25 protein-coding genes and 1 tRNA gene are annotated in these 24885 nt (G+C 68.8%); 9 read left to right on the forward strand and 17 right to left on the reverse strand.

Annotation, left to right across the window (positions count from 1 at the left end; translation table 11 throughout):
• The first annotated feature begins 12 nt into the window (after positions 1-12).
• Positions 13-2427 (forward strand): DUF3772 domain-containing protein, encoded by a 2415-nt coding sequence (locus FSB78_RS11565; protein WP_242008228.1) that lies wholly within the window; start codon positions 13-15, stop codon positions 2425-2427.
• Positions 2428-2486: 59 nt separating this feature from the next.
• Here FSB78_RS11565 and FSB78_RS11570 read toward each other — a convergent pair whose 3' ends face one another.
• The 3 genes from FSB78_RS11570 to FSB78_RS11580 all read right to left on the reverse strand — a co-directional run bounded on the left by FSB78_RS11570 (position 2487) and on the right by FSB78_RS11580 (position 5341).
• Positions 2487-4472, reverse strand: a complete 1986-nt coding sequence (locus FSB78_RS11570) for a calcium-binding protein (RefSeq protein WP_147082786.1) — start codon at positions 4470-4472, stop codon at positions 2487-2489.
• A 294-nt stretch (positions 4473-4766) separates the two neighbouring features.
• Positions 4767-4840 (reverse strand) — tRNA-Cys (locus FSB78_RS11575).
• 81 nt (positions 4841-4921) lie between these two features.
• A complete protein-coding gene (locus FSB78_RS11580) occupies positions 4922-5341 on the reverse strand; it encodes a (deoxy)nucleoside triphosphate pyrophosphohydrolase (protein WP_147082787.1) in 420 nt (139 codons plus the stop codon).
• Positions 5342-5372: 31 nt separating this feature from the next.
• Between FSB78_RS11580 and FSB78_RS11585 the strand changes: the two genes are divergently transcribed.
• Positions 5373-5576: a Flp family type IVb pilin gene (locus FSB78_RS11585; RefSeq protein ID WP_147082788.1), complete on the forward strand. Its 204-nt coding sequence runs from the start codon at positions 5373-5375 to the stop codon at positions 5574-5576.
• 123 nt (positions 5577-5699) lie between these two features.
• Positions 5700-5873 carry a Flp family type IVb pilin gene (locus FSB78_RS11590; RefSeq protein WP_147082789.1) on the forward strand — a complete coding sequence of 58 codons (174 nt, stop codon included), beginning with the start codon at positions 5700-5702 and terminating at the stop codon, positions 5871-5873.
• A 69-nt stretch (positions 5874-5942) separates the two neighbouring features.
• Here the strand turns inward: FSB78_RS11590 and FSB78_RS11595 are convergent, their stop codons facing one another.
• The 4 genes from FSB78_RS11595 to FSB78_RS19655 are packed head-to-tail and all read right to left on the reverse strand — an operon-like array spanning position 5943 to position 9750.
• Positions 5943-6890, reverse strand: a complete 948-nt coding sequence (locus FSB78_RS11595) for an acetyl-CoA carboxylase carboxyltransferase subunit alpha (protein WP_147082790.1) — start codon at positions 6888-6890, stop codon at positions 5943-5945.
• A gap of 10 nt (positions 6891-6900) precedes the next feature.
• Positions 6901-7821, reverse strand: coding sequence for a tyrosine recombinase (locus FSB78_RS11600; RefSeq protein WP_147082791.1), 921 nt, complete (start codon positions 7819-7821; stop codon positions 6901-6903).
• Positions 7818-9632, reverse strand: a complete 1815-nt coding sequence (locus FSB78_RS11605; protein WP_338419975.1) for a hypothetical protein — start codon at positions 9630-9632, stop codon at positions 7818-7820. The genes FSB78_RS11600 and FSB78_RS11605 overlap by 4 nt, the downstream gene beginning before the upstream one ends.
• On the reverse strand, positions 9616-9750 hold the full coding sequence (locus FSB78_RS19655) for a hypothetical protein (RefSeq protein ID WP_277872714.1): 135 nt from the start codon (positions 9748-9750) through the stop codon (positions 9616-9618). The genes FSB78_RS11605 and FSB78_RS19655 overlap by 17 nt, the downstream gene beginning before the upstream one ends.
• A 76-nt stretch (positions 9751-9826) precedes the next feature.
• On the opposite strand from FSB78_RS19655, the gene FSB78_RS11615 reads away from it, so the two are divergent.
• The 3 genes from FSB78_RS11615 to FSB78_RS11625 are packed head-to-tail and all read left to right on the forward strand — an operon-like array spanning position 9827 to position 11618.
• Entirely contained in the window at positions 9827-10381 is a 555-nt protein-coding gene (locus tag FSB78_RS11615) for a shikimate kinase (protein ID WP_147082794.1), read from the forward strand.
• On the forward strand, positions 10378-11478 hold the full coding sequence (gene aroB, locus FSB78_RS11620) for a 3-dehydroquinate synthase (RefSeq protein WP_147082795.1): 1101 nt from the start codon (positions 10378-10380) through the stop codon (positions 11476-11478). The genes FSB78_RS11615 and aroB overlap by 4 nt, the downstream gene beginning before the upstream one ends.
• A complete protein-coding gene (locus tag FSB78_RS11625) occupies positions 11478-11618 on the forward strand; it encodes a DUF2256 domain-containing protein (protein ID WP_147082796.1) in 141 nt (46 codons plus the stop codon). Before aroB ends, FSB78_RS11625 begins: the two co-directional genes overlap by 1 nt.
• Positions 11619-11900: 282 nt before the next feature.
• Here the strand turns inward: FSB78_RS11625 and FSB78_RS11635 are convergent, their stop codons facing one another.
• The 10 genes from FSB78_RS11635 to FSB78_RS11680 all read right to left on the reverse strand — a co-directional run bounded on the left by FSB78_RS11635 (position 11901) and on the right by FSB78_RS11680 (position 20548).
• Positions 11901-12227, reverse strand: a complete 327-nt coding sequence (locus FSB78_RS11635) for a DUF423 domain-containing protein (RefSeq protein ID WP_147082797.1) — start codon at positions 12225-12227, stop codon at positions 11901-11903.
• Positions 12224-13981 carry a cation:proton antiporter domain-containing protein gene (locus tag FSB78_RS11640; protein WP_147082798.1) on the reverse strand — a complete coding sequence of 586 codons (1758 nt, stop codon included), beginning with the start codon at positions 13979-13981 and terminating at the stop codon, positions 12224-12226. Before FSB78_RS11640 ends, FSB78_RS11635 begins: the two co-directional genes overlap by 4 nt.
• Entirely contained in the window at positions 13981-14412 is a 432-nt protein-coding gene (locus FSB78_RS11645) for an iron-sulfur cluster assembly scaffold protein (protein WP_147082799.1), read from the reverse strand. The genes FSB78_RS11640 and FSB78_RS11645 overlap by 1 nt, the downstream gene beginning before the upstream one ends.
• Positions 14409-14978 carry a CvpA family protein gene (locus FSB78_RS11650; protein WP_147082800.1) on the reverse strand — a complete coding sequence of 190 codons (570 nt, stop codon included), beginning with the start codon at positions 14976-14978 and terminating at the stop codon, positions 14409-14411. The genes FSB78_RS11645 and FSB78_RS11650 overlap by 4 nt, the downstream gene beginning before the upstream one ends.
• A 250-nt stretch (positions 14979-15228) precedes the next feature.
• A complete protein-coding gene (radA, locus tag FSB78_RS11655; protein WP_147082801.1) occupies positions 15229-16599 on the reverse strand; it encodes a DNA repair protein RadA in 1371 nt (456 codons plus the stop codon).
• Positions 16600-16774: 175 nt separating this feature from the next.
• Entirely contained in the window at positions 16775-18097 is a 1323-nt protein-coding gene (locus FSB78_RS11660; protein WP_147082802.1) for a PQQ-binding-like beta-propeller repeat protein, read from the reverse strand.
• Positions 18094-18798: a tetratricopeptide repeat protein gene (locus FSB78_RS11665; RefSeq protein WP_147082803.1), complete on the reverse strand. Its 705-nt coding sequence runs from the start codon at positions 18796-18798 to the stop codon at positions 18094-18096. Before FSB78_RS11665 ends, FSB78_RS11660 begins: the two co-directional genes overlap by 4 nt.
• A 68-nt stretch (positions 18799-18866) precedes the next feature.
• Complete coding sequence (gene panB, locus FSB78_RS11670; RefSeq protein WP_147082804.1) at positions 18867-19727, reverse strand: 3-methyl-2-oxobutanoate hydroxymethyltransferase; 861 nt, start codon at positions 19725-19727, stop codon at positions 18867-18869.
• Between the two features lie 175 nt (positions 19728-19902).
• A complete protein-coding gene (locus FSB78_RS11675; RefSeq protein ID WP_147082805.1) occupies positions 19903-20184 on the reverse strand; it encodes a DUF427 domain-containing protein in 282 nt (93 codons plus the stop codon).
• A 10-nt stretch (positions 20185-20194) separates the two neighbouring features.
• A complete protein-coding gene (locus FSB78_RS11680) occupies positions 20195-20548 on the reverse strand; it encodes an ArsC family reductase (protein WP_147082806.1) in 354 nt (117 codons plus the stop codon).
• A 110-nt stretch (positions 20549-20658) separates the two neighbouring features.
• Between FSB78_RS11680 and FSB78_RS11685 the strand changes: the two genes are divergently transcribed.
• The 3 genes from FSB78_RS11685 to FSB78_RS11695 all read left to right on the forward strand — a co-directional run bounded on the left by FSB78_RS11685 (position 20659) and on the right by FSB78_RS11695 (position 24885).
• Positions 20659-22707: an NAD(+) synthase gene (locus tag FSB78_RS11685; protein ID WP_147082807.1), complete on the forward strand. Its 2049-nt coding sequence runs from the start codon at positions 20659-20661 to the stop codon at positions 22705-22707.
• A 305-nt stretch (positions 22708-23012) separates the two neighbouring features.
• Complete coding sequence (locus tag FSB78_RS11690) at positions 23013-23777, forward strand: CDP-alcohol phosphatidyltransferase family protein (RefSeq protein WP_242008230.1); 765 nt, start codon at positions 23013-23015, stop codon at positions 23775-23777.
• A gap of 16 nt (positions 23778-23793) precedes the next feature.
• Positions 23794-24885, forward strand: coding sequence for an inositol-3-phosphate synthase (locus FSB78_RS11695; RefSeq protein WP_147082809.1), 1092 nt, complete (start codon positions 23794-23796; stop codon positions 24883-24885).

Consider the following 24885-nt stretch of genomic DNA (forward strand, 5'->3'; position numbering starts at 1 on the left):
ATAAGGCTAGCGATGACGTACCGATCGATGACGCGCGTCCGCCTGATCTGGCTGGCGGTATTCACCCTGTTCTGCACGCAGGCGGCAGCAGCGCAGACCGCAAAGGGCGATCCCGTCGCCGACGCGGTCGCGCAGCTCGCGCAGGCGTCGCAGGACGTGCAAGCGGCCGACCGGATGCTCGACGCGCGGCTCGACGAGGACGGCCAGCGCGACCTGAAGGCGCGGCTGGCGGCGGCGCGCAAGGCGGCGTCGGACAGCGCGGACACGCTGCAGGCGCAGATCACGATGGTCGATGCGCGGATCGCGCAGCTCGGGCCGCCGACGCCGGGGGTCGCCGAGGCGCCCGACATCGCCGCACAGCGCAAGCTGCTGGCCCAGCAGCGCTCGACGATCGATTCGGCGATCAAGCGCGAACGACTGCTCGTGATCGAATCGAAGCAGATCGACGACGAACTCGACGCGACGATCGCGGCGCGACGCGGTCGGCGGCTCGCGCAGCAGATGCCGTCGATCCTGACGCCGGGCTTCTGGGGGCCGCTGTTGCAGGCCATCCCCGGGGACGTGGCGCGGACCGGCCAGTTGGCGCGACTCGGGTTCGCCACCGCGGTCGCGGGTGCACGCGGCGCGCATGGCTGGCTCGCGCTGGTCGGCGCGCTGGTCGCGATCCTGGTGCTCGGACCGGTGCGGCTGCGGCTCCGCGCGGTCGGGCGGCAATATGCGATCGACAACGTGCCGGGACACCGCGTGCGGCGGTCGGGCTATGCATTGTGGCGACTGGTGATCGGGACCGCGACCCCGGCGCTCGCGGCGCTGGCGTTCGCCTGGGGGTTGCGCGCCGCTGGGATGGTCAATGCGCGGTGGGAGCCGATCATCTCGGCGCTGGTGCCCGCCACCGTCGTCGCGGCGTTCATCACTGCGCTGGCGGGTGCGCTGCTGCTGCGCCACCAGGCGTCGTGGCGGCTGCTGCCGATCGACGATACGCTGGCGGATTCGCTCAGGCCGTGGAGCTGGTGGCTGGCGGCGCTGGCGCTGGTCGATCCGGTGCTGCTCGCGGTCAACGACGCCGCGCGCGCCAGCCGCGCCGCGCACACCGCCGCCGACACCGCCGAGGCGGTGCTGACGCTGGCGGTGGCGATCGGCGCGCTGGTCACGATCGTGCGCCGGCGCCGTGCCGCGCGCCTCGCGCTGCAGGCCGAGGGCGGCGAGGCCGCGTCGGGGTTCGCGCATCCGACGATCGCGCTGGTCGCGCTGATCGTATCGGCCGCGACGATCGGCGCGGCGATCGCGATCCTGGGCGGCTATATCGGGCTGGCGCTGTGGCTGATGCGGTCAGTGATCTTCTGGCCGGCGATCGTCATCGGTGCGCTGTACATCCTGCTCACGGTCGCCGACGACGTCGCGACCAGCCTGTTCGCCGCCTCCAGCCGGCCGGGCATCCTGATCGGACGCAGCATCGGCATCCGCCCCAGCGCGATCGACCAGTTCGGCGTGCTGCTGTCGGGCGTCGTCCGGCTGATGCTGGTCGTGCTCGGGCTGGGCGCGATCCTGACGCCGTTCGGTGCGGGGTTCGGGTCGTTCTTCTCGCAGCTCGGCACGCTGTCGGACGGACTGACGATCGGGCAGGTGACGATCTCGCCGAACGCGGTGCTGCGCGCGCTGGCGGTGTTCGTCGTCGGGCTGGCGCTCGCGCGCGGGTTCCTCGGCTGGCTCAACAATCGGTACCTGCCGACCACCGAGCTCGACGACAGCGCGCGCAATTCGGTCGGGCTGGTCGCGCGCTATATCGGTATCCTGATCGCGGTGCTGTGGGGGCTCGCCGCACTGGGCATCGGGCTCGAGCGGATCGCGCTGCTGCTGTCGGCGCTGTCGGTCGGCATCGGCTTCGGCCTGCAGGCGATCACGCAGAACTTCGTGTCGGGCCTGATCCTGCTCGCCGAGCGCCCGGTGAAGATCGGCGACCTGATCCGGATCGGCGCGGACGAGGGCGACGTGAAACGGATCAGCGTGCGCTCGACCGAGATCGTGCTCGGCGATCATTCGACGCTGATCGTGCCGAATTCGAAGCTGATCACCGAGACGGTGCTCAACAAGACGCTGTCGAATGCGCTGGGGCGGATCCAGATCCTGTTCACGGTGCCGCTGAACACCGATCCGGGGCCCGTGCGCGCGATCGTGCTGCAGGCGTTCGCGGATGCCGAGGCGGTGCTCGACACGCCTGCACCGGTCGTGTTCCTCGACGGCATCGTCGACGGGCGGATCGGCTTCAACTGCATGGCGCACGTCGCAGGGCCGCGCGAAGCCTATCCTACGCGCAGCGCGGTGTTGATGCAGGTGCTGCAGCGCTTCGTCGCGGAGGGGATCGACATCGGCACGCCGGCGACGCGGTTCGAGCTGGTCGGCGACAAACGGACCGACGGTATCGCGTGACATGAAAAAGCCGGCCGGGGATCGCTTCCCCGGCCGGCCTTGTCGTCCGCGACCTGCGATCAGGCGAAGAGGAACGCGTCCTGGTTGGGCGCGGCGGCCGCACCGAACACGTCGATCGCGAAGTCCGCGACGCCATCGCCATTGGTGTCGCCCTGGACGACGTAATGGCCCGCATCGCTCGCCGCCGAGACGGTCAGCTGCCCGGCCTGGCCGCTGAAACTGTCGACGAACGCGAAGCGGTCGAGCGGATTGGCGTTGCCCTGCACCGCGTCGACGCTGCGCAGGTCGATACGGTCGCCCGCCCCCTGGCTGAAGTCGAGGATGGTGTCGCGCGCCGTGGCATTGGCGACAAAGCTGTCCGCGCCCGCACCGCCGGTGAGCGTGTTGGTGCCGATCCCACCGACCAGTATGTCATTGCCGTCGCCGCCGTCGAGCACGTCATTGCCCTGCCCGCCGTACAGCGTGTCGGTGCCGATGTTGCCGAACAGCGAGTCATCGCCCTGGTTGCCGAACAGCACGTCGTCGCCCTGGCCGCCATACAGCGTGTCGGTGCCGAACCCGCCGTTGAGCGTGTCGTTGTCCTGATTGCCATAGAGCGTGTCGTTGCCGTCACCACCGCTGAGCGTGTCGGCGCCGAAGCCGCCGGTCAGGACGTTGGCGTTGGCATCGCCGGTCAGCGTGTCGGCATAGGCCGATCCGGTCAGATTGGCGATGTCATAGAGCGAGTCGGTGCTGACCCCGGTAGCCTGTGCGACCGCGCCCGTTCCGCCGACGCCCTGCCCGACCAGCGTGACGGTCACACCGGTCGCGGCATTGGCATAGCCCGCCGTATCCGTCCCACCATCGCCGAAGATCTGGTTGGCGCCGATACCGCCCTCGAGATAATCGTTGCCCAGATTGCCGTGGAGCACGTCGTCGCCCTGCCCACCGAACAGCTGGTCCTCACCCTGGCCTCCGAACAACGTGTCATTGCCCTGGTTGCCATACAGAATGTCGTTGCCCTGGTTGCCGTAGAGCATGTCGGCACCGCCGCCGCCGCGCAGCACGTCCATCCCTGCGCCGCCAGCAAGATAGTCGTCGCCGTCGCCGGTGATAACGCTGTCATCGCCCGATCCGGTGGTGATGCGGAAATTCTCGACGCCCATGAAGTCGGCCTTGGCACCCGACAGATCGGCGATCGACCCGACATAGCCGCCGCCGAGGTCCCCGCTGGTGACACCGCCCGTGACCGCCGTCACCGCCGCCGAATAGTCGACGATCAGCTGGTCGGTGCCGCCACCGGCGACGATCGTGTCCTGTCCGCCGGTGATCGTCATGATGTCGTTGCCGGCACCCGTGGTGATCGAATCGGCGCCATTGCCAGTCGTGACAATGTCGGCACCCGCGCCAGTGGTGATCGTATTGGCGCCGTTGCCGGCCTCGACGCGGTTGCCGCCGTCGCCTGCGATGATGGTGTCGGCGTCGTTGCCGCCGACGATCAGGTTGCGGCCGTTGCCCGCGGTGACGGTGTTGGCGCCGTCGCCGACGCGAATTTCGTTGGTGCCGTTACCGACGGTGATGGTGTCGGCGCCGCTGCCGGTCAGGACGGTGAAGTCCTCGAACCCGCCATTGATCGTGACGAGGCGACCGCCGCTGCCGGCTTCGGCGAAGTTCGATAGTGAATCACCGGTGACCGCACCGGTCGCAAGCCTGTAATCGACGATCAGGCGATCCTGGCCGAGCCCTCCGCTGACCGCGTCTGCGCCGCCCGAGACTTGGATGACGTTGTCGCCGTCGTTGCCGGTGATCATGTTGCCGTCGGCACCATCGAACACGTTGATCGGTGCGGTCCCGCCCAACGTGACGCTGGTGACGCCGCCGGCGAGGTTGAGCACGATGCCGGTCGACGTCGCGTCGCCGGCAATCGTCATGCCGGTGTAGAGAACCGAGGCGGTTTCGCCCGAATAGCCGGACTCGAGCAGGATGACATCACCGGGGCCGCCGGCGACCATGGCATCCTGGATGGAACGGAACGTGGAATTGGGACCTACGGTAAGTGTAGCCACGGAAAAATCCTTCGGCGCGCGACGGAAGCTGCACGCATCCCGAGCGCTATCGCATCGATTTGTAAGGAACGCCGCGCCAGCGTTGCAGGATAGTGCCGTGAGGGCATACCGAAGGCGAAGATCTCAGGGTGTACGCACCCAAATAGCGCCTTCTTCGGTTGACCGAAGACAGTCGATGCTAGCCCAACATTAGTTAGAAACAATAGTTCCTACGTCAAGCGTTATTGTACGGAATTGCGCTTCATTCTAGGGCCCCGTCGCAAGGCCGGAGACCTGAAACCAGATCTGCACGATTGGAGGCCCGACCGGGAATCGAACCCGGGTGCGAGGATTTGCAGTCCTCTACGTCACCACTCCGCCATCGGGCCTCGATCGCGTGAAGGCGGCGCAAATGCGGGGGTTTTGCGCGGCGGTCAACCCTGTCTTTGCAACGAGCGCCGTTCCGCGCGTCAGAGCAACGCGTCGAGCAGCCCGATCAGCGGGCGATCGGCGGGTGGCATCGGCAGCGCGTGCATGTCCGCGGGCCGGACCCATTTCAACACCGTGGCCTCCAGCGCGCGCGGTACGCCGACCCATTTGCGCGCGATATAGAGCAGCAACAGCAGATGCCGGTCGCCGAGCGGCGCGCTGGCGAAGGCGGCAGGCGCGAGGCAGGCATGGGGTACCGCGATGCCCAGTTCCTCCTCGAGTTCGCGGATCAGCGCGTCCTCCGGCGTTTCGCCCGACTCGACCTTGCCGCCGGGAAATTCCCACAATCCTGCGAGGGACTTGTCGGCAGGCCGCTGCTGCAGAAGCACGCGGCCATCGGCATCGACGAGCGCCGCGGCGACGACGGGAAGGAGGATGTTCGGCACCACGGCGTTGGTCATTCGTTAAGTATCCCGGCGGTAAACATCGGTCATGAAGCCCCTTACGTTCGCCGTAAAGCGCGCCGCCGGCACGCTCAGCCGTCTGGTACGGGATCGCCGGGGCGCGACTGCGACCGAATACGGCCTGATTCTCGCGTTCGTCTTCCTTGCCCTGCTCATCGGCGTCACCTCGGTCGGCACCGCGACCAGCGGGATGTGGCACTATGTGTCGGGCAGCGTCAGCAACGCGCGCTGACGATCCGACACGACGGGCCCGGTCTTAAACCTTTCTCAACCTGCCAGCTTTATCCGTCGATTTGCTGATCCGGTCCGTCCGGTCCAGCCGGGTGACTGAAACGACCAGACAATGGAGACCGGAATGAAGACGATTCGCAATTTCCTGAAGAACAACAAGGGCGCCACCGCAATCGAGTACGGCCTGATCGCCGCGCTGATCGCCGTTGCCGCCATCGCAGCGATGCAGGGTCTGGGCACCAGCCTGAACAAGACCTTCAACAACGTCTCGGGCCAGCTCAACAGCTCGGTCAAGTAAGCCCGTCCCGCAAGGGATGGAACGATGGGGCGGCGGGACTTCTGTTCCGCCGCCCTTTTCGTGTCGGTCTTACAGCCGGCCCATCTTCAGGAATTTCGCGCGGCGGTCGCTGCGAAGTTCGGCCGGCGACAGATGCGTCAGGTCGTCGAGCGCGTTCGACAAGGCGGCGCCGAGCGTGTCGATCGCAGCCGCGGGATCGCGGTGCGCGCCGCCCAGCGGTTCGGCGACGATGTCGTCGATCACGCCGAACGCCTTCAAGTCCTGCGCGGTGATCTTCATCGCCTCGGCGGCTTCCGCCGCCTTGTCCGCGGTGCGCCACAGGATCGAGGCGCAGCCCTCGGGGCTGATCACCGAATAGACCGCGTGTTCGAACATCAGCACGCGGTTGCCCGCGGCAAGCGCCACCGCGCCGCCCGAACCGCCCTCGCCGACGATCGCGCAGACGATCGGCACGCCGGCGCCGAGGCACGCCTCGGTCGAGCGCGCGATGGCCTCCGCCTGGCCGCGCTCTTCGGCCTGGATCCCGGGGAACGCGCCCGAGGTGTCGACCAAGGTCACGATGGGCAGGCCGAAGCGGTCGGCGAGTTCGACGAGGCGGATCGCCTTGCGGTACCCTTCGGGCTTGCCCATGCCGAAATTGTGGCGGAGCCGGCTGGCAGTGTCGTCGCCCTTTTCGTGGCCGAGTACCATCACCTTGCGGCCGCGGAAGGTCGCGAAGCCGCCGATGATCGCCTGGTCGTCGCCGAACGCGCGGTCGCCCGCGAGCGGCACGAACTCGTCGAACAGCGCCGCGCAATAATCCTTGAAGTGCGGGCGCTCGGGATGACGCGCGACCTGCGTCTTCTGCCACGGCGTCAGCTTGGCGAAGGTGTCCTTCAACAGCTTGTCGGACTTGGCCTGGAGCCGCGTGATGTCGGCGGTGAGGTCGACGCTGCCTTCGGCGGCGGTGTCGCGGAGTTCGTCGATCCGGCCCTGGAGTTCGGCGATCGGTTTCTCGAAGTCGAGGAAGCTTGGCATGCGTCTGCGGTTACGGTGCGCGCGGCGGCGCGTCAACGCGAGGCGGGATGTCGGCGAGCGGGTGGCGCGTGTTGACCAGCTCGACCAGCCGGCTCGAATCGACATGCGTATAGATTTCGGTGGTCGCGATATCGGCATGGCCGAGCATCGATTGCAGCGCGCGCAGGTCCGCCCCGCCCTCCAGCAGATGCGTCGCGAAGGCGTGGCGGAGCACGTGCGGCGAGACGCGGTCGGGCGGGATCCCGGCGTCGGCGGCGAGCGCCTTGACGAGCTGATACAGCCGGATCCGCGAGAGATGGCCCTTGCCCGAGGGGAACAGCCAGGCGCGGTCGGCCGCGACATGCTCGCGCCACGCGGCGACGGCGGCGCGCGCGCGATCGGAGATCGGCACGAGCCGCTCGCGCCCGCCCTTGCCGCGCAGGATCAGGAACGGGCGATCGGGGTGCACCGCGGCGCGCGGCAGGCTGACGAGCTCGGTCGCGCGCAGCCCGGAGCCGTAGAGCAGCTCGATCAGCGCGGCGAGCCGCAGGTCGTTCGGGTCCGAGATCTCGCGCGCGAGCCGCTCGGCGATCGCCGCAAACAGCCGATCGACATCGGCATGGCTGAGGATCCTGGGCAGCGGGCGCGCGGTGCCGGGCCGGGGCAGCGACTGGCCCGGATCGTCGGCGCGGTGGCCCTCGTCCGCGAGGAACGCGAAGAACCGCCGCAGCGATGCCGATTTGCGGCTCACGGTCGCGCGCGACAACGACGCCCAGCCACCCGACAGCCGCACCAGGGCGTCGGCATCCGCGTCCGCCAGCCGACCACTCAAAGCCTGCGACGCGAGCGTCAGGTCGCTGCGATACGCCGCCACCGTGTTCGGCGCAGCGCCCGCCTCGGCCATCATCATTTCGAGGAAGCGGTCGATCAGCGCGTGATCGACCAGGCTCATGCGCGCGCGATCGCCTCCGCCGCGATCATCCGCGCCTCTCCGTCGAGCCCAACGGCACGGAGCGCACCGACGATGCGGTACAGCGCCTCGGGGGGCACGCCCTTCCACGCGGAAGTCTGGATCCCGGTCGCGGCGAGCAACACGACGGTGCCGACCTGACCGGCGCGCGCGGCCGAATCGAGCGCGCGCGTCCAGCTGTTCTCGGCGCCGACGCGCACGTCGAGCGACTTGGCCGCGCGTTCGACGTCGTTCGGCGACAGGCGGCCGAGGCCGGCGAGCCCCGCGAACAGCATGCGCTGCTTGAGCGCCGAATCGCCTTCGCCACCGGTATAGGAGGCGAGGTCGCCATAGCTGACCCGACCATAGGCGTCGGGATCGGCGAGCAGGATCATCGCCCAGGCGTCGCTGCCGGTCTCGACGCGGCCGCGCCAGCGCACCGCGGTCCGGTCCAGCCCGGCCGAGAGTATCGACGCGACCAGACGGTCGTTCTCGGCCTTGTCCTTGGCCCCCGGCATCCGCGCGGCGGCGCGCGCGGTGAGCACGAGGCGACCATAGGGCGGACGCGCGCTGGCATCGCCCCAGAGCTGGCGGAGCGCCGCCATCCGCGCATCGGGATCGCGATCGGCATAGGCAGTCTGCAGGTCGCGCGCGGTCGCGGTCGTCATGCTCTGCACGCTGTCGTCGTCGGCAGCGGCACCGTAGAGATCGACCAGCGCCGCGCTCGACAGTACGCCCTGCGCCGCGGCCGCCTCCGCCGCGGCGATCCGGTCGGCGATCGTCATGCTCGGCGACAGCGCGCGCCAATAGGTGACCTGGCGCCCGGCGGTCGCGTAGAGCGAATCGGGCACCGGGACCGCGGTCGCCATCGCGAGCCCGAACCGCCAGCTGGTCAGCGCGTCGACGCCGTCCCATTCGATCGTCACCGCCTGGCGCCCCTGGGCGCCCGCCCCGATCACCTTCTGTGCGAGCAGCAGGTCGATCCCGCTCGCGACGCTGCGGCGGCGCGCCGCGGTGAGCAGCGGTCCCGCCTGCGCGGGATAGCCCGACAGGCCGGCACACATCGCCTGCGCCATCGTCCAGCTCCGCGACGGCACCGCGCGCATCGCGCCCTCGACCAGCGGGCACAGCCCGCCCGGATCGCCGGTCGCGAGCGACGTGTTCATCGCGACCTGATAGAGTTTGGGCGTGTAGTTGTCGGTGTCGACGCCCTGCACGACCGCGCGTGCGGCGACCGATTCGCCCATGCGCAGCAACAGCCAGCCGCGTTCGGCGGCAAAGTCCGCGCCGTTGACGTTCCGTGGCGTATCGACGCGCGACACAAGAGCGCGGCGCAGCAGGATCGACATCCAGCGCGACGGCAGCGGCGCGGTCAGGCGGCGCATCAGCCGCTCGACATAGCGGCCGTCCGCGGTGCCGAACGCGTCCGCGTCGATCCCGCCTTGCCCGGCACCGAGCGGGCCGATGCTGTCGAGCGACCGCCGTGCCGACGCCGGCATCTCATATTGCGCGAGGACGGCCGGGTCGACCATCGGCGCAGGCGCGGGCGTTTCCGGCGGCGTATCGGTCTGCGGCGGCAGCGGCTGAATGGTCGCGGTCGGCGGAATCGGCGTGCCGGGCCGCGGTGGCGCCGGCGCCGCGTTGGGAGCGGGCGTCGGCGCAGGAGCCGGCGCGGGCGCATCGCCGAACCCCGGCGGCAGGATCGATTCGGGCTTGTCCTGCCCGATCGCGGGCGCCAGCGCGGCAAGCCCGCCGACGGCTACCCCTGCACTGACCAGGGCCGCCGCCAGCGAAAGCTTAGGAAAGGTTCGCAAGCGTCACGGCCTTTTCGACGCGGGTCTGCGGACGCTCGGTCGCGCGACCGGCGAGCAGGAACAACCCACCCACGATCACGACGAGGATGACGACGACCGAAAGAAGCAGGCGGGACATGGCGGACCTTAAACGACCGGAGGAAACGCGCACGGCGTTTCCCACCGCGCGACGCCGCTGTATAGCGCGTGCCAGCATGTTGCAAAGCCACAACCCCGATACCGGACCCGCGAAGGGGCAACGGGCCCCTCGCCCGATCGTGCTGGTGGGCCTGATGGGCGTCGGCAAGACCACGGTCGGCCGCCGCCTGGCGCAGCGCCTGAAGCTGCCCTTCGTCGACGCCGATCATGAGATCGAGGCCGCGGCGGGGATGACGGTCGCCGAAATCTTCGAGCGGTTCGGCGAGCCCTATTTCCGCGACGGCGAGCGCCGGGTGATCGCACGGCTGGTCGACGGCACGCCCAAGGTCATCGCGACCGGCGGCGGCGCGTTCATCGACGATGCGACGCGCGCGCTGATCCTGTCCGCCTCGACCGCGATCTGGCTGAGCGCGCGGCCCGAGGTGCTCGCCGAGCGCGTCGGCCGCCGCGACACCCGCCCGCTGCTGCGCAACCGCAATGCGAAGGAAGTGCTGTCCGAACTGGCGCGCGTCCGCAACCCGATCTACGCGCAGGCGCACATCCACATCGCCAGCCAGAAGGCGCCGCACGAGGCGACCGTGGCGGCCATCCTGAAGGCACTCCGCGCATGAAGACGATCACCGTGGATCTGGGCGCGCGGACCTATCCGATCCTGATCGAGGCCGGGCTGCTCGCGCGCGCCGCCGATCATTTGGCGCCGCTGGCGCGGGGCCGGATGATGGCGATCGTCACCGACGAGAACCTCGCGCCGCATCTGGCGACGCTGCAGGGCGCGCTGACCGCCGCGGGGGTCGAGAGCGAGGCGATCGTGCTTACGCCTGGCGAAGGCAGCAAGAGCTGGGCGACGCTGGAGGCGCTGTGCGACCGGCTGCTCGACCTGGGGATCGAGCGCGGCGACCATGTGATCGCGCTGGGCGGCGGGGTGATCGGCGACCTGGTCGGCTTCGCCTGCGCGATCCTCAAGCGCGGGTGCAAATTCGTGCAGATCCCGACCAGCCTGCTGGCGCAGGTCGACAGCTCGGTCGGCGGCAAGACCGCGATCAACACGCGCGCGGGCAAGAACCTGATCGGCGCGTTCCACCAGCCGGCGATGGTGCTGATCGACCCTGCGGTGCTCGACACGCTGCCGGCGCGCGAGCTGCGCGCGGGCTATGCCGAGGTCGTCAAATACGGGCTGATCGACGATTTCGCGTTCTTCGAATGGTGCGAGGCGAACGGCGCGGCGTTGCTGGCCGGCGACCTCGCGTTGCGCGAACATGCGATCGCGCACGCGGTGGCGGCGAAGGCGCGGATCGTCGCGGCGGACGAGCACGAGACCAACGGCACGCGCGCGCTGCTCAACCTGGGGCATACGTTCGGGCATGCGCTGGAGGCGGAAACCGGGTTCTCGCAGGCGCTGATTCACGGCGAGGGCGTCGCCGCAGGCTGTGCGCTGGCGTTCGGCTTCTCCGCTGCGCAGGGGCTGTGTGCGGGGCAGGATGCGGCGCGGGTGGCCGCGCATTGGCACAGCGTCGGGCTGCCCGACGGGCTGGCCTCCGCGCGGATCGATGCGAGCGGCGCGACTTTGGTCGAGCATATGCGGCACGACAAGAAGATGGCGGCGGGCACCCTGCCCTTCCTGCTCGCGCGCGGGATCGGGCAGACCTATCTCGACAAGACGGTGGACCTCGGCGACGTCGAGCGTTTCCTCGACGCGCAGCCGCGCTGATGCCGACAGGGGTCAAGAAGCAGAATTTGCCCAGCAAGATCTGCCCGGCGTGCGAGCGGCCGTTTTCGTGGCGGAAGAAATGGGAGCGGGACTGGGAGAGCGTTGTCTATTGCTCGGATCGGTGCCGGAAGGCGCGGTAGCCCTTGCCACCCCCCGTCATCCTGACGAACGTCAGGATCCAGGGTAACGACCGCAGCGCTGCTTGGCTCTGGATCCTGACGTTCGTCAGGATGACGGCAGGTTGAATGCACTCCACGCGAGCCACAGCCACCCGCCGATCAGCAGCGCGCCGCCGATCGGGGTGATCGCGCCGAACCAGCGCGGTAGCGACCGTCATGCTGAACTTGTTTCAGCATCCACCGCGACATGGGCGCCTACGCTCGCGGAATGGTGGACCCTGAACCGAGTTCAGGGTGACGGGTCTAGCGGGATGCACTCCACGCGAGCCATAGCCACCCGCCGATCAGCAGCGCGCCGCCGACGGGCGTGATCGCGCCGAACCAGCGCGGCGCGCCCAATGCCATCGCGTAGAGCGTGATCGCGAAGATCGCCGCGCCCACCACGAACAGCCAAGCCGGTCCGCGCGCCTCCATCCGCGCCGCGACGAGGGCGGCGACGACGTGGACGAGCTGATACTGCGCGCCGGTCCGCAGCCATTCGGCGGCCGACCCGCTGGCGCCGTGCGCGCCGAACGCGCCAGCGGCCACCGCGAGGGCGCCCGACAGCGCGGCGAGGACGATCAAGATCATCGCGGTTCATTCCCCCAGGGAAAGCGCTCGGCGGTCTCGGACCGCGCGGCGCGGAGGTCGCCGGCCTCGATCTGGATCGCGAGGCGTTCCTTGTCCTTCGACCGGTATTTGTCCTCCGCGCGGTCGATGTCGGCGGGCGACACGCCGAGCCCGCGCAGCGCGAGGCGCGCCATCTTGACCGCGGATTCGAGCACTTCGCGGACGACGAAATCGGCCGAGGTCTTCTTGAGCTTCACCAGCGCGCGGCGGTCGAACACGCGGACATAGATCGATGCCTTGGGGAACGCGCTGTGGATGCCGTCGAGCGTATCGGGCTCGATCTGGTCGCCGTCCATGCAGAAGCAGATGAGTTCGGCATCCGCCGCGCCGGCCTGGCGCAGCAGGTCGAGCCGCGTGCCGTCGCCGTAATAGACCTTCGCACCGAATTCCCTCGCGATGTCGATCATCACGATATCGGTGTCGATCAGCGTGACCGGGATGCCCTGCAGCAGCAGCATCTGGCCGACGGTCTGCCCGAACCGGCCATAGCCGACGATGATCGCGTTGGCGCCGTCGGCCTGCGGGCCCGCGCGCTCGCCGCCCGCGACGATCGGCTCGGCGCGGAAGCGGCGCGTGACGCCCATCAGGAACGGCGTGGTCGCCATCGACAGCGTGATGATCGCGCCGAACAGGCTCGCTGCCTCGGGCGCGATCAGATAGCCGGCCTGCGCCTGCGCGAAGAGCACGAAGCCGAACTCGCCGCCCTGGCTGAGCAGCAGCCCGAGCGCGAACGCCTGGCGCCACGTCATCTTGAACGCCATGCCGATGCCGGTGATCACCGCCGTCTTGGTCGCGATCAGCGCGAGCGCCATCGCGATCACGAACAGCGGGCGGTCGGCGATCGCCTGCAGGTTGAGCAGCATGCCGACCGCGAGGAAGAACAGCCCGAGCAGGATCGATCGGAACGGCTCGACGTCCGCTTCCAGTTCGTGGCGGTACGGGCTGTCGGCGAGCATCACGCCGGCGATGAACGCGCCGAGCGCGGTCGACAGGCCGAGCATCTCCATGATCGCGGCGCTGGCGATGACGGTGAAGAGGCCGGCGAACACGAACATCTCGCGCTCGCCGAGATTGCCGATGAGACGGAACATCGGGCGCAGCAGGAAGCGGCCGGCGATGATCAGCCCGCCGACCGCGAGCACGGTGTAGATCGCGAGCAGCCAGCCCGGCGGCGCGTTGGCATCGGCGGGGTTGCGGCTCATCGCCGCGACGATCGTGATCAGGGGCACGATCGAGAGGTCCTGGAAGAGCAGGATCGAGAAGGCCCGCTCGCCGAACGGGGTGCGCATCCGCCCCGAGCTCTGCAGCATCGGCAGCACCTGCGCGGTCGACGACAGCGCGAGCGGCAGGCCGAGCGCGAGCGCTGCGGTGGGCGAGAAATGCGCGACCCAGACGATCGCGGTGATGGCGAGCCCGCACAGCACGACCTGGAGCAGGCCGAGCCCGAAGATCTCCTCCTTCATCCGCCACAGCCGCGACGGATTGAGCTCGAGCCCGACGAGGAAGAGGAGCAGGGTGATGCCGAGCTCGGCGATCCCGAGCTTCGCCTCCGCATCGCCGACCAGCCCGAGCACGTGCGGGCCGACCACCGCGCCCGCGACGAGATAGCCGAGCGTCGCGCCGAGCCCGAGCTTGCGAAACAGCAGGACGAAGACGAGCCCCGCCCCGAGCAGGACGACACCGTCGCGCAGCAGGGACGTCGTGCCTTCGTGCATTAGCGCGCCGCCTTGGCGGTCGCGGCGGCTTCGGCAGCATCGGCCGCCGCTTGAAAAGCAAGTTGGACTGATGCCTTTCGGACTGAGTTAAGGCGCTCCGGGCGTAAATCCCAAATTCCAGGCCAGTCAGGAACGTCTCCGTTTCCAGCTATCCAATTCGCGATGTTATCTCGCAGCGATGACAACTCTGCTGGTGTCCTATTTGCCAAGCTCTGAGCTAAGACGGTTGCAGCGGCTTGGCCAAACGCGCACGCGTTCACACGCATGCCAATATCGCTGACCCGGCCTTCATTGTTCAGATTAACATCTACGATGACTCGGCTGCCGCAAATTGGTGAGCGCTTTTCAGCGGATCCCATCGGTTCTGTAAGCCGGCCAGGGTACTGATACGCTGTATGTCGCAGAATTTCCGGTGGGATACCCATCGTCATAATGTTGGATCGCTTACGTTCTCGGTGGTGGGAGCAAGCGGCGTCCGCGCGCCGAACACCGGCAGGCCGCGGCGGCGGCGGTCGACGAAATCGGCGATGCTCGCGCTGGTCGCGTTGAGCAGCGGATAGGTGCGCGAGGTGGTCATCCAGAGTGGCCGCCGCGACGGGCCGCCGTGGAGCGTGTCGAGCACCAGCGTCGTCAGCAGGAAGGCGAGGCTGGCGAGAATCAGGCCCTTGAGCGCGCCGAAGCCGAGACCGAGCGCGCGGTCCACGGGTCCGAGGATCGAGGTCCGCGTCCGCTTGCCGATCGCGTTGGCGACGAGGCGGCCGCCGATATAGGTGACGCCTGCGATGATCGCGAAGGCGAGGACGGCGGCCCCCGATACCGTCCCGACGACCGGCGTCAGCATCGCGGCGAGCGGGACGTGGAAGAGTTTGAGCGCGGCGACGATTCCGATCCACGCGAACAGCGACAGCACTTCGGTGACGAAGCCGCGCAGCAGCCCGAGAACCGCGGATCCCGCGACGGCGAGGAGGACGACGATGTCTAGCGCGGTCAGGTTCATGGAGGATGGAATAGGGATGCGGGGGGCCTACGGCTAGGGGGCGACAGCGATGGCTTGGCCGGCAATGCTCCCCTGCCAGGGGGCGCCGCCGATGGCGTGGCCAGCAATCCTCCCCCGCCAGGGGGAGGTGGCAGGCGAAGCCTGACGGAGGGGGCGGGCGGCGGCCACTTCCGTTCCGTGTCCGCCCCCTCCGTCGCCTTCGGCGCCACCTCCCCCTGGCGGGGGAGGATTCGCAAGGTGCGTTGGCCCCCTATCCCCGCCCGAGCATATGCTCGACGAACGCCGCGAGCGTCTTGAACCCCTGCAGCCGCATCCCCGATTTCTCATCCGTCATAGACGCGGGCACCAGCGCGCGTTCGAAGCCGAGTTTGCTCGCTTCCTTGAGCCTGAGCGGGCCGTGCGCGACCGGGCGGATCTCGCCCGACAGCGCGACCTCGCCGAACGCGACCGCGTCGACCGGGACCGGGCGCTCGGACATCGCCGAGATCAGCGCCGCCGCGACCGCGAGGTCGGCCGCGGGATCCTGCACGCGGTAGCCGCCGGCGATGTTGAGATAGACTTCGGCCGAGGAGAAGCTGAGCCCGCACCGCGCCTCGAGCACCGCGAGGATCATCGCGAGACGTCCCGAATCCCAGCCGACCACCGCACGCCGGGGCGTCGCGCCGCTCGCCAGCCGCACGGTCAGCGCCTGGATCTCGACCAGCACGGGGCGCGTGCCCTCGAGCGCCGGGAAGACGGTGGCGCCGGTCATCGCGTCGTCGCGGTGCGTCAGGAACAGCGACGACGGGTTGCCGACCTCGGCCAGCCCCTCGGTCTGCATCGAGAACACGCCGATCTCATCGGTGCCGCCGAAGCGGTTCTTGATCGCGCGCAGGATGCGGTACTGGTGGCTGCGCTCACCCTCGAAGCTCAGCACCGTGTCGACCATGTGTTCGAGCACGCGGGGGCCGGCGATGCTGCCGTCCTTGGTGACGTGGCCGACGAGCACGACCGCGGTGCCGCGTTCCTTGGCGAAGCGAATCAGTTCCTGCGCGGAGGCGCGGACCTGGCTGACGGTGCCGGGCGCGCCCTCGATCAGGTCGGAGTGCATCGTCTGGATCGAATCGATCACGAGCAAGGCGGGCGGCCGGGTCTGCAGCGTCGTCAGGATGTCGCGCGTCGAGGTCGCCGCGGCGAGCTGGACGGGCGCGTTGCCGAGGCCGAGGCGCCGCGCGCGGAGGCGGACCTGGTCGGCGGCTTCCTCGCCCGAGACATAGGCGACCGATTGCCCGGCGAGTGCCATCTTGGCCGCGGCCTGGAGCAGCAGGGTGGACTTGCCGATGCCGGGGTCGCCGCCGATCAGCGTCGCTGAGCCTTCCACGAAGCCGCCGCCCAGTGCGCGGTCGAGTTCGGCGATCCCCGTCGCCATGCGGTCGGGCAGCTTGATCTCGGCGTCGAGCCCGACCAGCTGGATCGCGCGGCCGCCGGTCTGGAGGTTGTGCTTCGAATGGAACGGCGTCGCGGCGGTGTTCGCCTCCTCGACCAGCGTGTTCCATTCCGCGCAGTCGGCGCATTGGCCGGCCCAGCGCGAGGCCACCGACCCGCAGGCCTGGCATACGTAACGTTTCTGCGGTTTTGCCATCTGAGTGACGTAGCAAAAGCGGAACGATAGGGGAACGACTTTAGCGGACACCGTTCTCCATAGGTGCTCCCCGGCGAAGGCCGGGGCCCAGGTGGGAAGGCAGATGTAACGGAAGCCAGTGCTTCGTTACCGTAGTTCCCCAACTGGGCCCCGGCCTTCGCCGGGGAACTGCAGGTCACCTATACGCGGTGATCTTGCCCTTCTGGTCGAGCGTGTAGAGCGTGGAGTTGGCGACGATCGGCGGCAGCGTGAACGGCACCTTGGTCTCGACGGTCGAGGCGACCGCACCGTCGCCGGGGTTGATATAGACGATCTCGCCGCGCGAGTTGGTCAGGATCAGGTGGTTGCCCGCGAGCACCGGACCGTACCAGGTGACCGCGTTGCTGCGCTTCTTCTCGTTCTGGAAGCGCTGGAGCTGCGCGATCCAGCGCGCCTTGCCGTTGGTGCGCGACAGGCAGACGAGGCGCGCGTCGTCGGTGACGACGAACAGCCATTCGCCCGCGATCCACGGCGTCGAGATGCCGGCGAAATTCTGCTCCCACAGCCGCTGGCCGGTCGCGAGTTCGAGCGCGACCATGCGCCCGCCCTGCCCGACCGCATAGACGCGGCCATTGTCGATCACCGGCGCGGCGTCGATGTCCGACAGGCTCGACACCGACGTCGTTACCGAGGTGCGCGACAGCGCGTCCTGCCACAGGATGCGGCCATTCTCGTAGCGATAGGCGCTGAGCTCGCCGCTCGAGAAGCCCGCGACGACAGTGCCCTGCCCGACCGCAGGCGCCGCGACGCCGAACACGCCCTGCGTCTCGAGCGTGCCCGACTGGACCCACTGGACCTTGCCGTCGCCCTGATCGAGCGAGAAGATCTGGTTGTCCTGCGTGAGGACGTAGACCGACCCGTTCGCGACCGTCGGCGAACCGCGCAGCGGGCCGCCGGGCTTGACCCGCCACAGCTGCTTGCCGTCGGCGGCGTTGAGCGCGACGACGTCCCCGACGCCGTCGGTCGCATAGACCTTGCCGTCGTCATAGCTGACGCCGCCGCCGAAGCGTGCGCTGGCGTTGAGCTTGCCCTCGGTGAGCGGGGTGGTCCAGAGCGGCGCGCCGGTGTCGGCGGCATAGGCGTGGATGACTGCTGCGACGTCGGACACGAACAGCTTGTTCTCGGCGACGACCGGCGCGGCGGCGAGCCGCTCGCGGTTCGAGCCGCCGTTTATCCCGACTTGCCACGCGCGCGTCGGCGCGTTGCCGAGTGCCAGCTGGCCGAGCGAATGCGTCGGGTTGCCGCCGGGCTGGGCCCAGGCGTCGTTGGGCGCGGCGGCGGGGAGCAGGACCTGGATGTCGGCGATCGTCTTGTCGGTCTCGACCTCGTTCTCCGAGACCAGGATCGGCACACGCTCGCCGACGGTCGGGGTCTTCTTGGCCCCGCCCTTGAAGATGCCGCAGCCGCCAAGCGCCAGAAGGGCGGCCACCGCGACGCTCAGACGATAGGCGTTCTTCATTTCGTTACCTCGGTAGGGGTCGCGTTCGGCGCGGCGTCGACGCCCAGTACGCCCGCCATCTGAACCGCGCGTTGACGGATCGTGTCGGGGACATTGGTATCGCGTGCGATCTGGCCGAACAGCGTGCCGGCCTGGGCGCGCTGGTTGAGACGGATATAGGCGACGCCGACCATCTCGCCCGCGCTGCCGAGCCACGGCCCGCCCGGGACCGCGAGCGGCCGCAGGCGCTCGACCACGACCTGAGGCTTGAGCGTGTCATATTCCGCCGAGGTCTGGCGGACGAGCGCGAGATCGCGGAACGGTTTTGCCAGCGACGCATCGGCGGCGACCGCGCCGAACTTGGCGGCGGCGCCCTTCAGGTCGTTCTTCTGGAGCAGGATGTCGGCCTGCGTGAACATTGCCAGCGCGCGGTAGCCGTCGCGGTTCGAGCCGGCGAGTTCGGCCAGCGACTTGGACGCGGCGGGCACGTTGCTGGCGCCGAGCGAATCATAGGCGGCCTGGAGCTGTTCGCCCTCGATACCCGCGGCCTCGGCCTGGCGGTGCTGCCAGTAGAGGAAACAGCCCAGGGCTGCGAGCGCGGCGACGACCGCCACCCCGACCCAGATGCCCCAGTTGGTCCAGAATCCGGCGAGCTTGTCGCGACGCAGTTCCTCGTCGACCTCGCGCAGGAATGCTTCATCGGTTTTCGGCGGCAGGGCCAAGGAGAACTCCGGATCTGGAAAGGGAACGCACGGTCCTTAGCCGCGACACGGGTGAAACGAAAGTCGGATCACTCCTTCGCCGCGTAGGTCTGCTCGGACGTCGGGAAGGTCCGCGCCCGGACTTCGGCGGCATAGTCGCCGACCGCGGCGGAAATGCGGCCGGCCATGTCGTCATAGCGCTTCACGAACCGCGCGGTGCGATCGAACAGGCCGAGCATGTCCTCGGTCACCAGCACTTGCCCGTCGCAGTCGGCCGACGCGCCGATGCCGATCACCGGGCACGACACCTCCGCGGTGATGGTGCGCGCGAGCGGTTCGAGTACGCCCTCCACCACCATCGCAAATGCGCCGGCCTCGGCGACCGCACGGGCGTCGCCGATGATCTTGGCGTGCTCGGCGTTGGTCCGCCCGCGTGCGCCATAGCCGCCGAGCACGTTCACCGCCTGCGGCGTGAGGCCGATATGCGCCATCACCGGGATCCCGCGCGCGGTGAGGAACGCGATCGTCGGCGCCATCGCCTCGCCGCCTTCCAGCTTCACCGCCGCCGCGCCGGTCTCCGCCATGATCCGCGAGGCGGCGGCGAAGGCAGCTTCGGGACTCGCCTCGTAGCTGCCGAACGGCATGTCGATGACGACGACGCTGTGATAGCTGCCGCGCACCACCGCGGCGCCGTGCGCGCACATCATGTCGAGCGTGACGGCGAGCGTCGAGGGGAGGCCGTAGATCACCTGCCCCAGGCTGTCGCCGACCAGCAAAAGGTCGCAATGGCTGTCGAGCAGTTGCGCCATCCGCGCGGTATAGGCGGTGAGCATGACCAGCGGCTCGCCGCCCTTGCGACGCTGGATCGCGGGCACGGTCAGGCGCTTCATCGGCGCGGGGGTGGGCGTGGCGCGACTCGTCGCGGTGTCGAGCTGGAAGGTCGTGGACATGGCGACGGGTCTTAGCGCGAGGGCGCGGCGGGGTACAATCCACCGCCCCCGATCCTCCCCTGCAAGGGGAGGTGGCTGGCGCAGCCAGACGGAGGGGTGACCCGCTCTCGATAGGGCGCTCCCCCTCCGTCAGTCCTTCGGACTGCCACCTCCCCTTGCAGGGGAGGATTGGCGGTCACGCGACCGTCACGCCCTTCCAGAACGCGTAGCGGCCCTTGATCTCGGCGGCGGCGTCCTTGGGTTCCGGATAGTACCAGACTGCGTCGACGTTGCGTTGCCCGTCGACGACGAGCGTCTTGTACCGCGCGTCGCCCTTCCACGGGCAGTGCGTGGTGGTCGCGCTGTCTTCGAGCAGCGCGGGGTCGATGCTGTCCGCGGGGAAATAATGGTTGCGCTCGACGACGACGGTGTCGTCGGAGCGCGCGATTTCGGTGCCGTTCCAGGTGGCGACGGGCATGGTCTTCTCCTCAGCGGGTAAGCTCTGCGGCCTCATAGCGCTCGGGCTTGAACCCGACCAGCAGCGCGTTGCCGGTATCGAGCACCGGGCGCTTGATCATCGAGGGCTGCGCCAGCATCAGCGCGGTGGCTTTCGCCGCATGGAGATCGGCGCGATCCGCCTCGGGCAGTTTGCGGAACGTCGTGCCCGCGCGGTTGAGCAGGACCTCCCAGCCGACACGGCCGATCCAGTCGGCGAGCCGGGCGGCGTCGATGCCTGCGACCTTGTAGTCGTGGAACGCGTAGTCGACCCCGTGCGCGTCGAGCCACGCGCGGGCCTTCTTCATCGTGTCGCAGTTGCGGATTCCGTAGAGGGTAGAGGTCATGCCAGTCCTTCCGTCGCGTCCCTAGCCCATTACCCCTCTCCCGCGTTCGCGGGAGAGGGGTAATGGGAAGCCGGTGGCGCCGCGGGCGTGGCGCGGGTATCGGTGCGGGCATGAGCGAGCACCCCTTCTACGCGATCCATCGCCACGGCCTGATCCGCGTTGCCGCGGCAACGCCCCTGGGGTCGGTCGGCGATACCGCGTTCAATGCCGAGCAGACCATCGCGCTTGCCGTGGACGCGGATGCCAAGGGCGTCGACCTCCTGGTGTTTCCCGAGCTCAACCTCAGCTCCTATGCGATCGACGACCTGCACCTGCAGAGCGCGCAGCAGCGCGCGGCGGACGAGGCGCTGGGCGCGGTGGCGGCGGCGACCGTAGAGCTGCGGACGGTGCTGCTCGTCGGCGTCGCGCTGCCGCGCAACGGGCGGCTGTACAATTGCGCGGTCGCGGTTGCGCGCGGGGAAATCCTCGGCGTGGTGCCCAAGACGTTCCTGCCCAACTACCGCGAATATTACGAGAAGCGCTGGTTCGCGAGTGGCGCGGGACTGACCGGACTGTCGATCGACGTCGCGGGGCGGAGCGTACCGTTCGGGGCCGACCTGGTGTTTGCCGCGCGCGACCGGCCGGGCTTCGTGGTCCATGCCGAGATTTGCGAGGATTACTGGGCCCCTACCCCGCCCTCGACCGCGGGCGCGCTGGCGGGTGCGCTGATCTGCTGCAACCTGTCGGCGTCTAACATCGTCGTCGGCAAGGCGCGCGAGCGGGCGATGCTGTGCGCGGCGCAGAGCGCGCGGGGCGTGTGCGCGTACGTCTATTCGGCGGCGGGGCCCGGCGAGAGCACCACCGAGGTGGCGTGGGACGGCCAAGGCATGATCCACGAACTGGGCGAGCTGATCGCCGAATCGACGCGGTTCGCACCCGAGCCCGGCCTCGTCGTCGCCGATGTCGACGTCGAGCGGATCGCACAGGAGCGGATGCGGTTCGGCACGTTCAACGACGCCGCGCGCGCGGCTGGCGATCCCGAGACGCGGTTCCGGCGGATCTCCTTCGAGCAGGCCGCGCCGGTCGCGGATATCGGGCTCGAGCGCGCCATCCGCCGCTTCCCGTTCGTGCCCAACACGCCCGAGAAGCGCGACGCGGACTGTTACGAGGCGTTCAACATCCAGGTCGAGGCACTGGCCAAGCGCTTCGTCGCGTCGCGCAGCGAGACGCTGGTGATCGGGGTGTCGGGCGGGCTCGATTCGACGCATGCGCTGATCGTCGCGGCGAAGGCGATGGACCGGCTGGGTCGGCCGCGGACCGATATCCTGGGGTTCACGATGCCCGGATTCGCGACCGGCGATGCGAGCAAGGCGAACGCCTGGGCGCTGATGCGCGCGCTGGGGATTACCGCCGAGGAGATCGACATCCGTCCCGCCGCCGAGCGGATGCTGGCAAACATGGGCCACCCTTACGGCCGCGGCGAGCGGGTGTACGATGTGACGTTCGAGAATGTGCAGGCGGGGCTGCGGACCGACTACCTGTTCCGGCTGGCCAACCAGCGGCGCGGGATCGTGGTCGGGACGGGCGACCTGAGCGAGATGGCGCTGGGCTGGTGTACCTACGGCGTCGGCGACCAGATGAGTCATTACGCGGTCAATGCGGGCGTGCCCAAGACGCTGATCCAGTTCCTGATCCGCTGGTGCATCCGGACCGACCAGTATGATGCGGCGACCGATGCGATCCTGACCGCGATTCTGGACCAGGAGATTTCGCCCGAGCTGGTGCCCGTGGGCGCGGACGGGGCGATGCAGAGCACCGAGTCGATGGTCGGGCCCTACGCGCTCAACGACTTCTTCGCGCATTACGTGATCCGCCATGGGCTGGCGCCGTCGAAGATCGCGTTTCTGGCGTGGCATGCGTGGCGCGATGTCGACGCGGGGCGCTGGCCGGAGGATTTCCCGGCCGCGGCGCGCGTGGCGTACGATTTGCCGACGATTCGGCACTGGCTGGAGAAGTTCCTCGTCCGGTTCTTCGCGACGAGCCAGTTCAAGCGGTCGGCGATGCCCAATGGGCCGAAAGTGTCGGCAGGCGGGTCGCTGTCCCCGCGCGGCGACTGGCGCGCGCCATCGGACGGGACCGCGGACGTATGGCTGCGCGAATTGCGGGCGGGGGTGCCCTAGCGTCCCATCCTCCCCTGCAAGGGGAGGTGGCAGTCCGAAGGACTGACGGAGGGGTGTCCACGCCAATTGGAGGGTGACACCCCTCCGTCTGGCTGCGCCAGCCACCTCCCCTTGCAGGGGAGGATTGCAAGACTCGATACCGCACTCCTCCGCCGGTCGCAGAGGCCGCGGGATTGCTTGCATAAGTTCCACCGCGGGCGCATTATGAAAATCCTATGACAGTGCCTCCACCGGATGGATCGCGCGATCGCCGGATCGAGGACCCATCGAACCTCTGGCTGATCCACCCAGCGAGCCGGGCCCTTGTGCCTTTCGCCATCGCGCGCGGGATTTCCGCGAACGCGGTGTCGGGTGCCGGCCTGTGCCTGGGGGCGGCCGCGGCGCTGGCCTGGGCGCAGTGGCACGACTGGCGGTTCGCGGTCCTCGGGTTGCTGCTGTCGATGGGGTGGCTGATCGCCGACGGGCTGGACGGCATGGTCGCGCGCGCGACGGGCAGCGCGAGCCCGTTCGGACGGATGCTCGACGGGCTGGTCGACCACGGCGTGTTCGCGATGATCTATGTCGCGCTCGCGATCACCGTCGGCACGGCCGAGGGCTGGGTCCTCGCCTTTGCCGCGGGCGGCGCGCATGCGGTGCAGTCGAGCCTGTACGAGGGCGAGCGCGCGCGCTTCCACCGCCGCGTCAAGGGCGTCGCGATCGCCGCGCCGGCAGTGCCCACGGGTAACGCGCTGGTCCGCCTCTACGACAGCTTCGCGACCAGCATCGACAGCGTCGCGATGCCGTTCGAGCGGATGCTCGGCCAGGCCAGCGATCCGGTCGCGTGCGGCGCGCGCTATGGCGAGCGCGCGACGCCGCCGTTGCGGCTGTTGTCGCTGCTGACCGCGAACGTCCGCGTCGCTGCCATCTTCGTGGCGTGTTTCGCGGGTAATCCGCGCATCTTCTGGTGGTTCGAGATCGTCGCTCTGACGATCGTCGCCATTATCGGGCTCGTCTGGCACCGCCGTGTCGAACGCGCCTTCGTCCAATCCACGCCGCGTCCCAAAGCCGCGTCGCGCATGCACTTATCGTAAGGGAACAGGGTCAGTAATGAATAGCATTCGGATCGCCGTCGTCGGCATCGGCAACTGCGCGAGCTCGCTTGTCCAGGGGCTCGAGCATTACCGCGAGGGCACGAACGACAGCGTCGGCCTGATGCATTGGGAAATGGGCGGTTACAAGCCGAGCGACATCAAGGTCGTCGCGGCCTGGGACGTCGACAAGCGTAAGGTCGGCAAGGACGTCGCCGAGGCGATCTTCGCCAAGCCCAACTGCACCGCGGTGTTTGCCGCGAACATCGGCAGCACCGGCACCGTCGTGAAGATGGGCCGCAAGCTGGACGGCGTCGCCGACCACATGGCCGACTTCAAGGACGACCGCACCTTCCTGGTCGCGGACGCTCCCGAGCCCAGCCGTGAAGAGGTCATTGCCGAGCTGAAGGCGTCGGGCGCCGACGTGCTGATGAACTACCTGCCGGTCGGCAGCCAGGAGGCGACCGAGTTCTACGCCGACTGCGCGATCGAGGCGGGCGTGGCGTTCGTCAACAACATCCCCGTGTTCATCGCGTCGAACCCGGTCTGGGCGAAGAAGTTCGAGGACGCGGGCGTCGCGATCATCGGCGACGACATCAAGGCGCAGCTGGGCGCGACGATCGTCCACCGCGTGCTGACCGACCTGTTCGCCAAGCGCGGCGTGAAGCTGGATCGTACCTACCAGCTCAACACCGGCGGCAACACCGACTTCCTCAACATGTCGAACCATCGCCGGCTCGAGTCGAAGAAGATTTCGAAGACCGAGGCCGTGCAGTCGGTCGCGGCCGAGCGGATGGACGACGACAACGTGCATATCGGTCCGTCGGACTATGTGCCGTGGCAGAACGACAACAAGGTCTGCTTCCTGCGGATGGAAGGCCAGCTGTTCGGCGGCGTGCCGATGAACCTCGAGCTGCGCCTGTCGGTCGAGGATTCGCCCAACTCGGCGGGTGTCGCGATCGACATGATCCGCTGCGCGAAGATCGCCAAGGACCGCGGCATCGCGGGCGTGATCGATCCGGCTTCGGCCTACTTCTGCAAGCATCCGCGCACGCAGATGACCGACGATCTCGCGCAGATCGAAGTCGAGAACTTCATCAAGGCGGCGTGA

It is taken from the genome of Sphingomonas ginsenosidivorax (assembly GCF_007995065.1).
Lineage (GTDB): Bacteria > Pseudomonadota > Alphaproteobacteria > Sphingomonadales > Sphingomonadaceae > Sphingomonas > Sphingomonas ginsenosidivorax.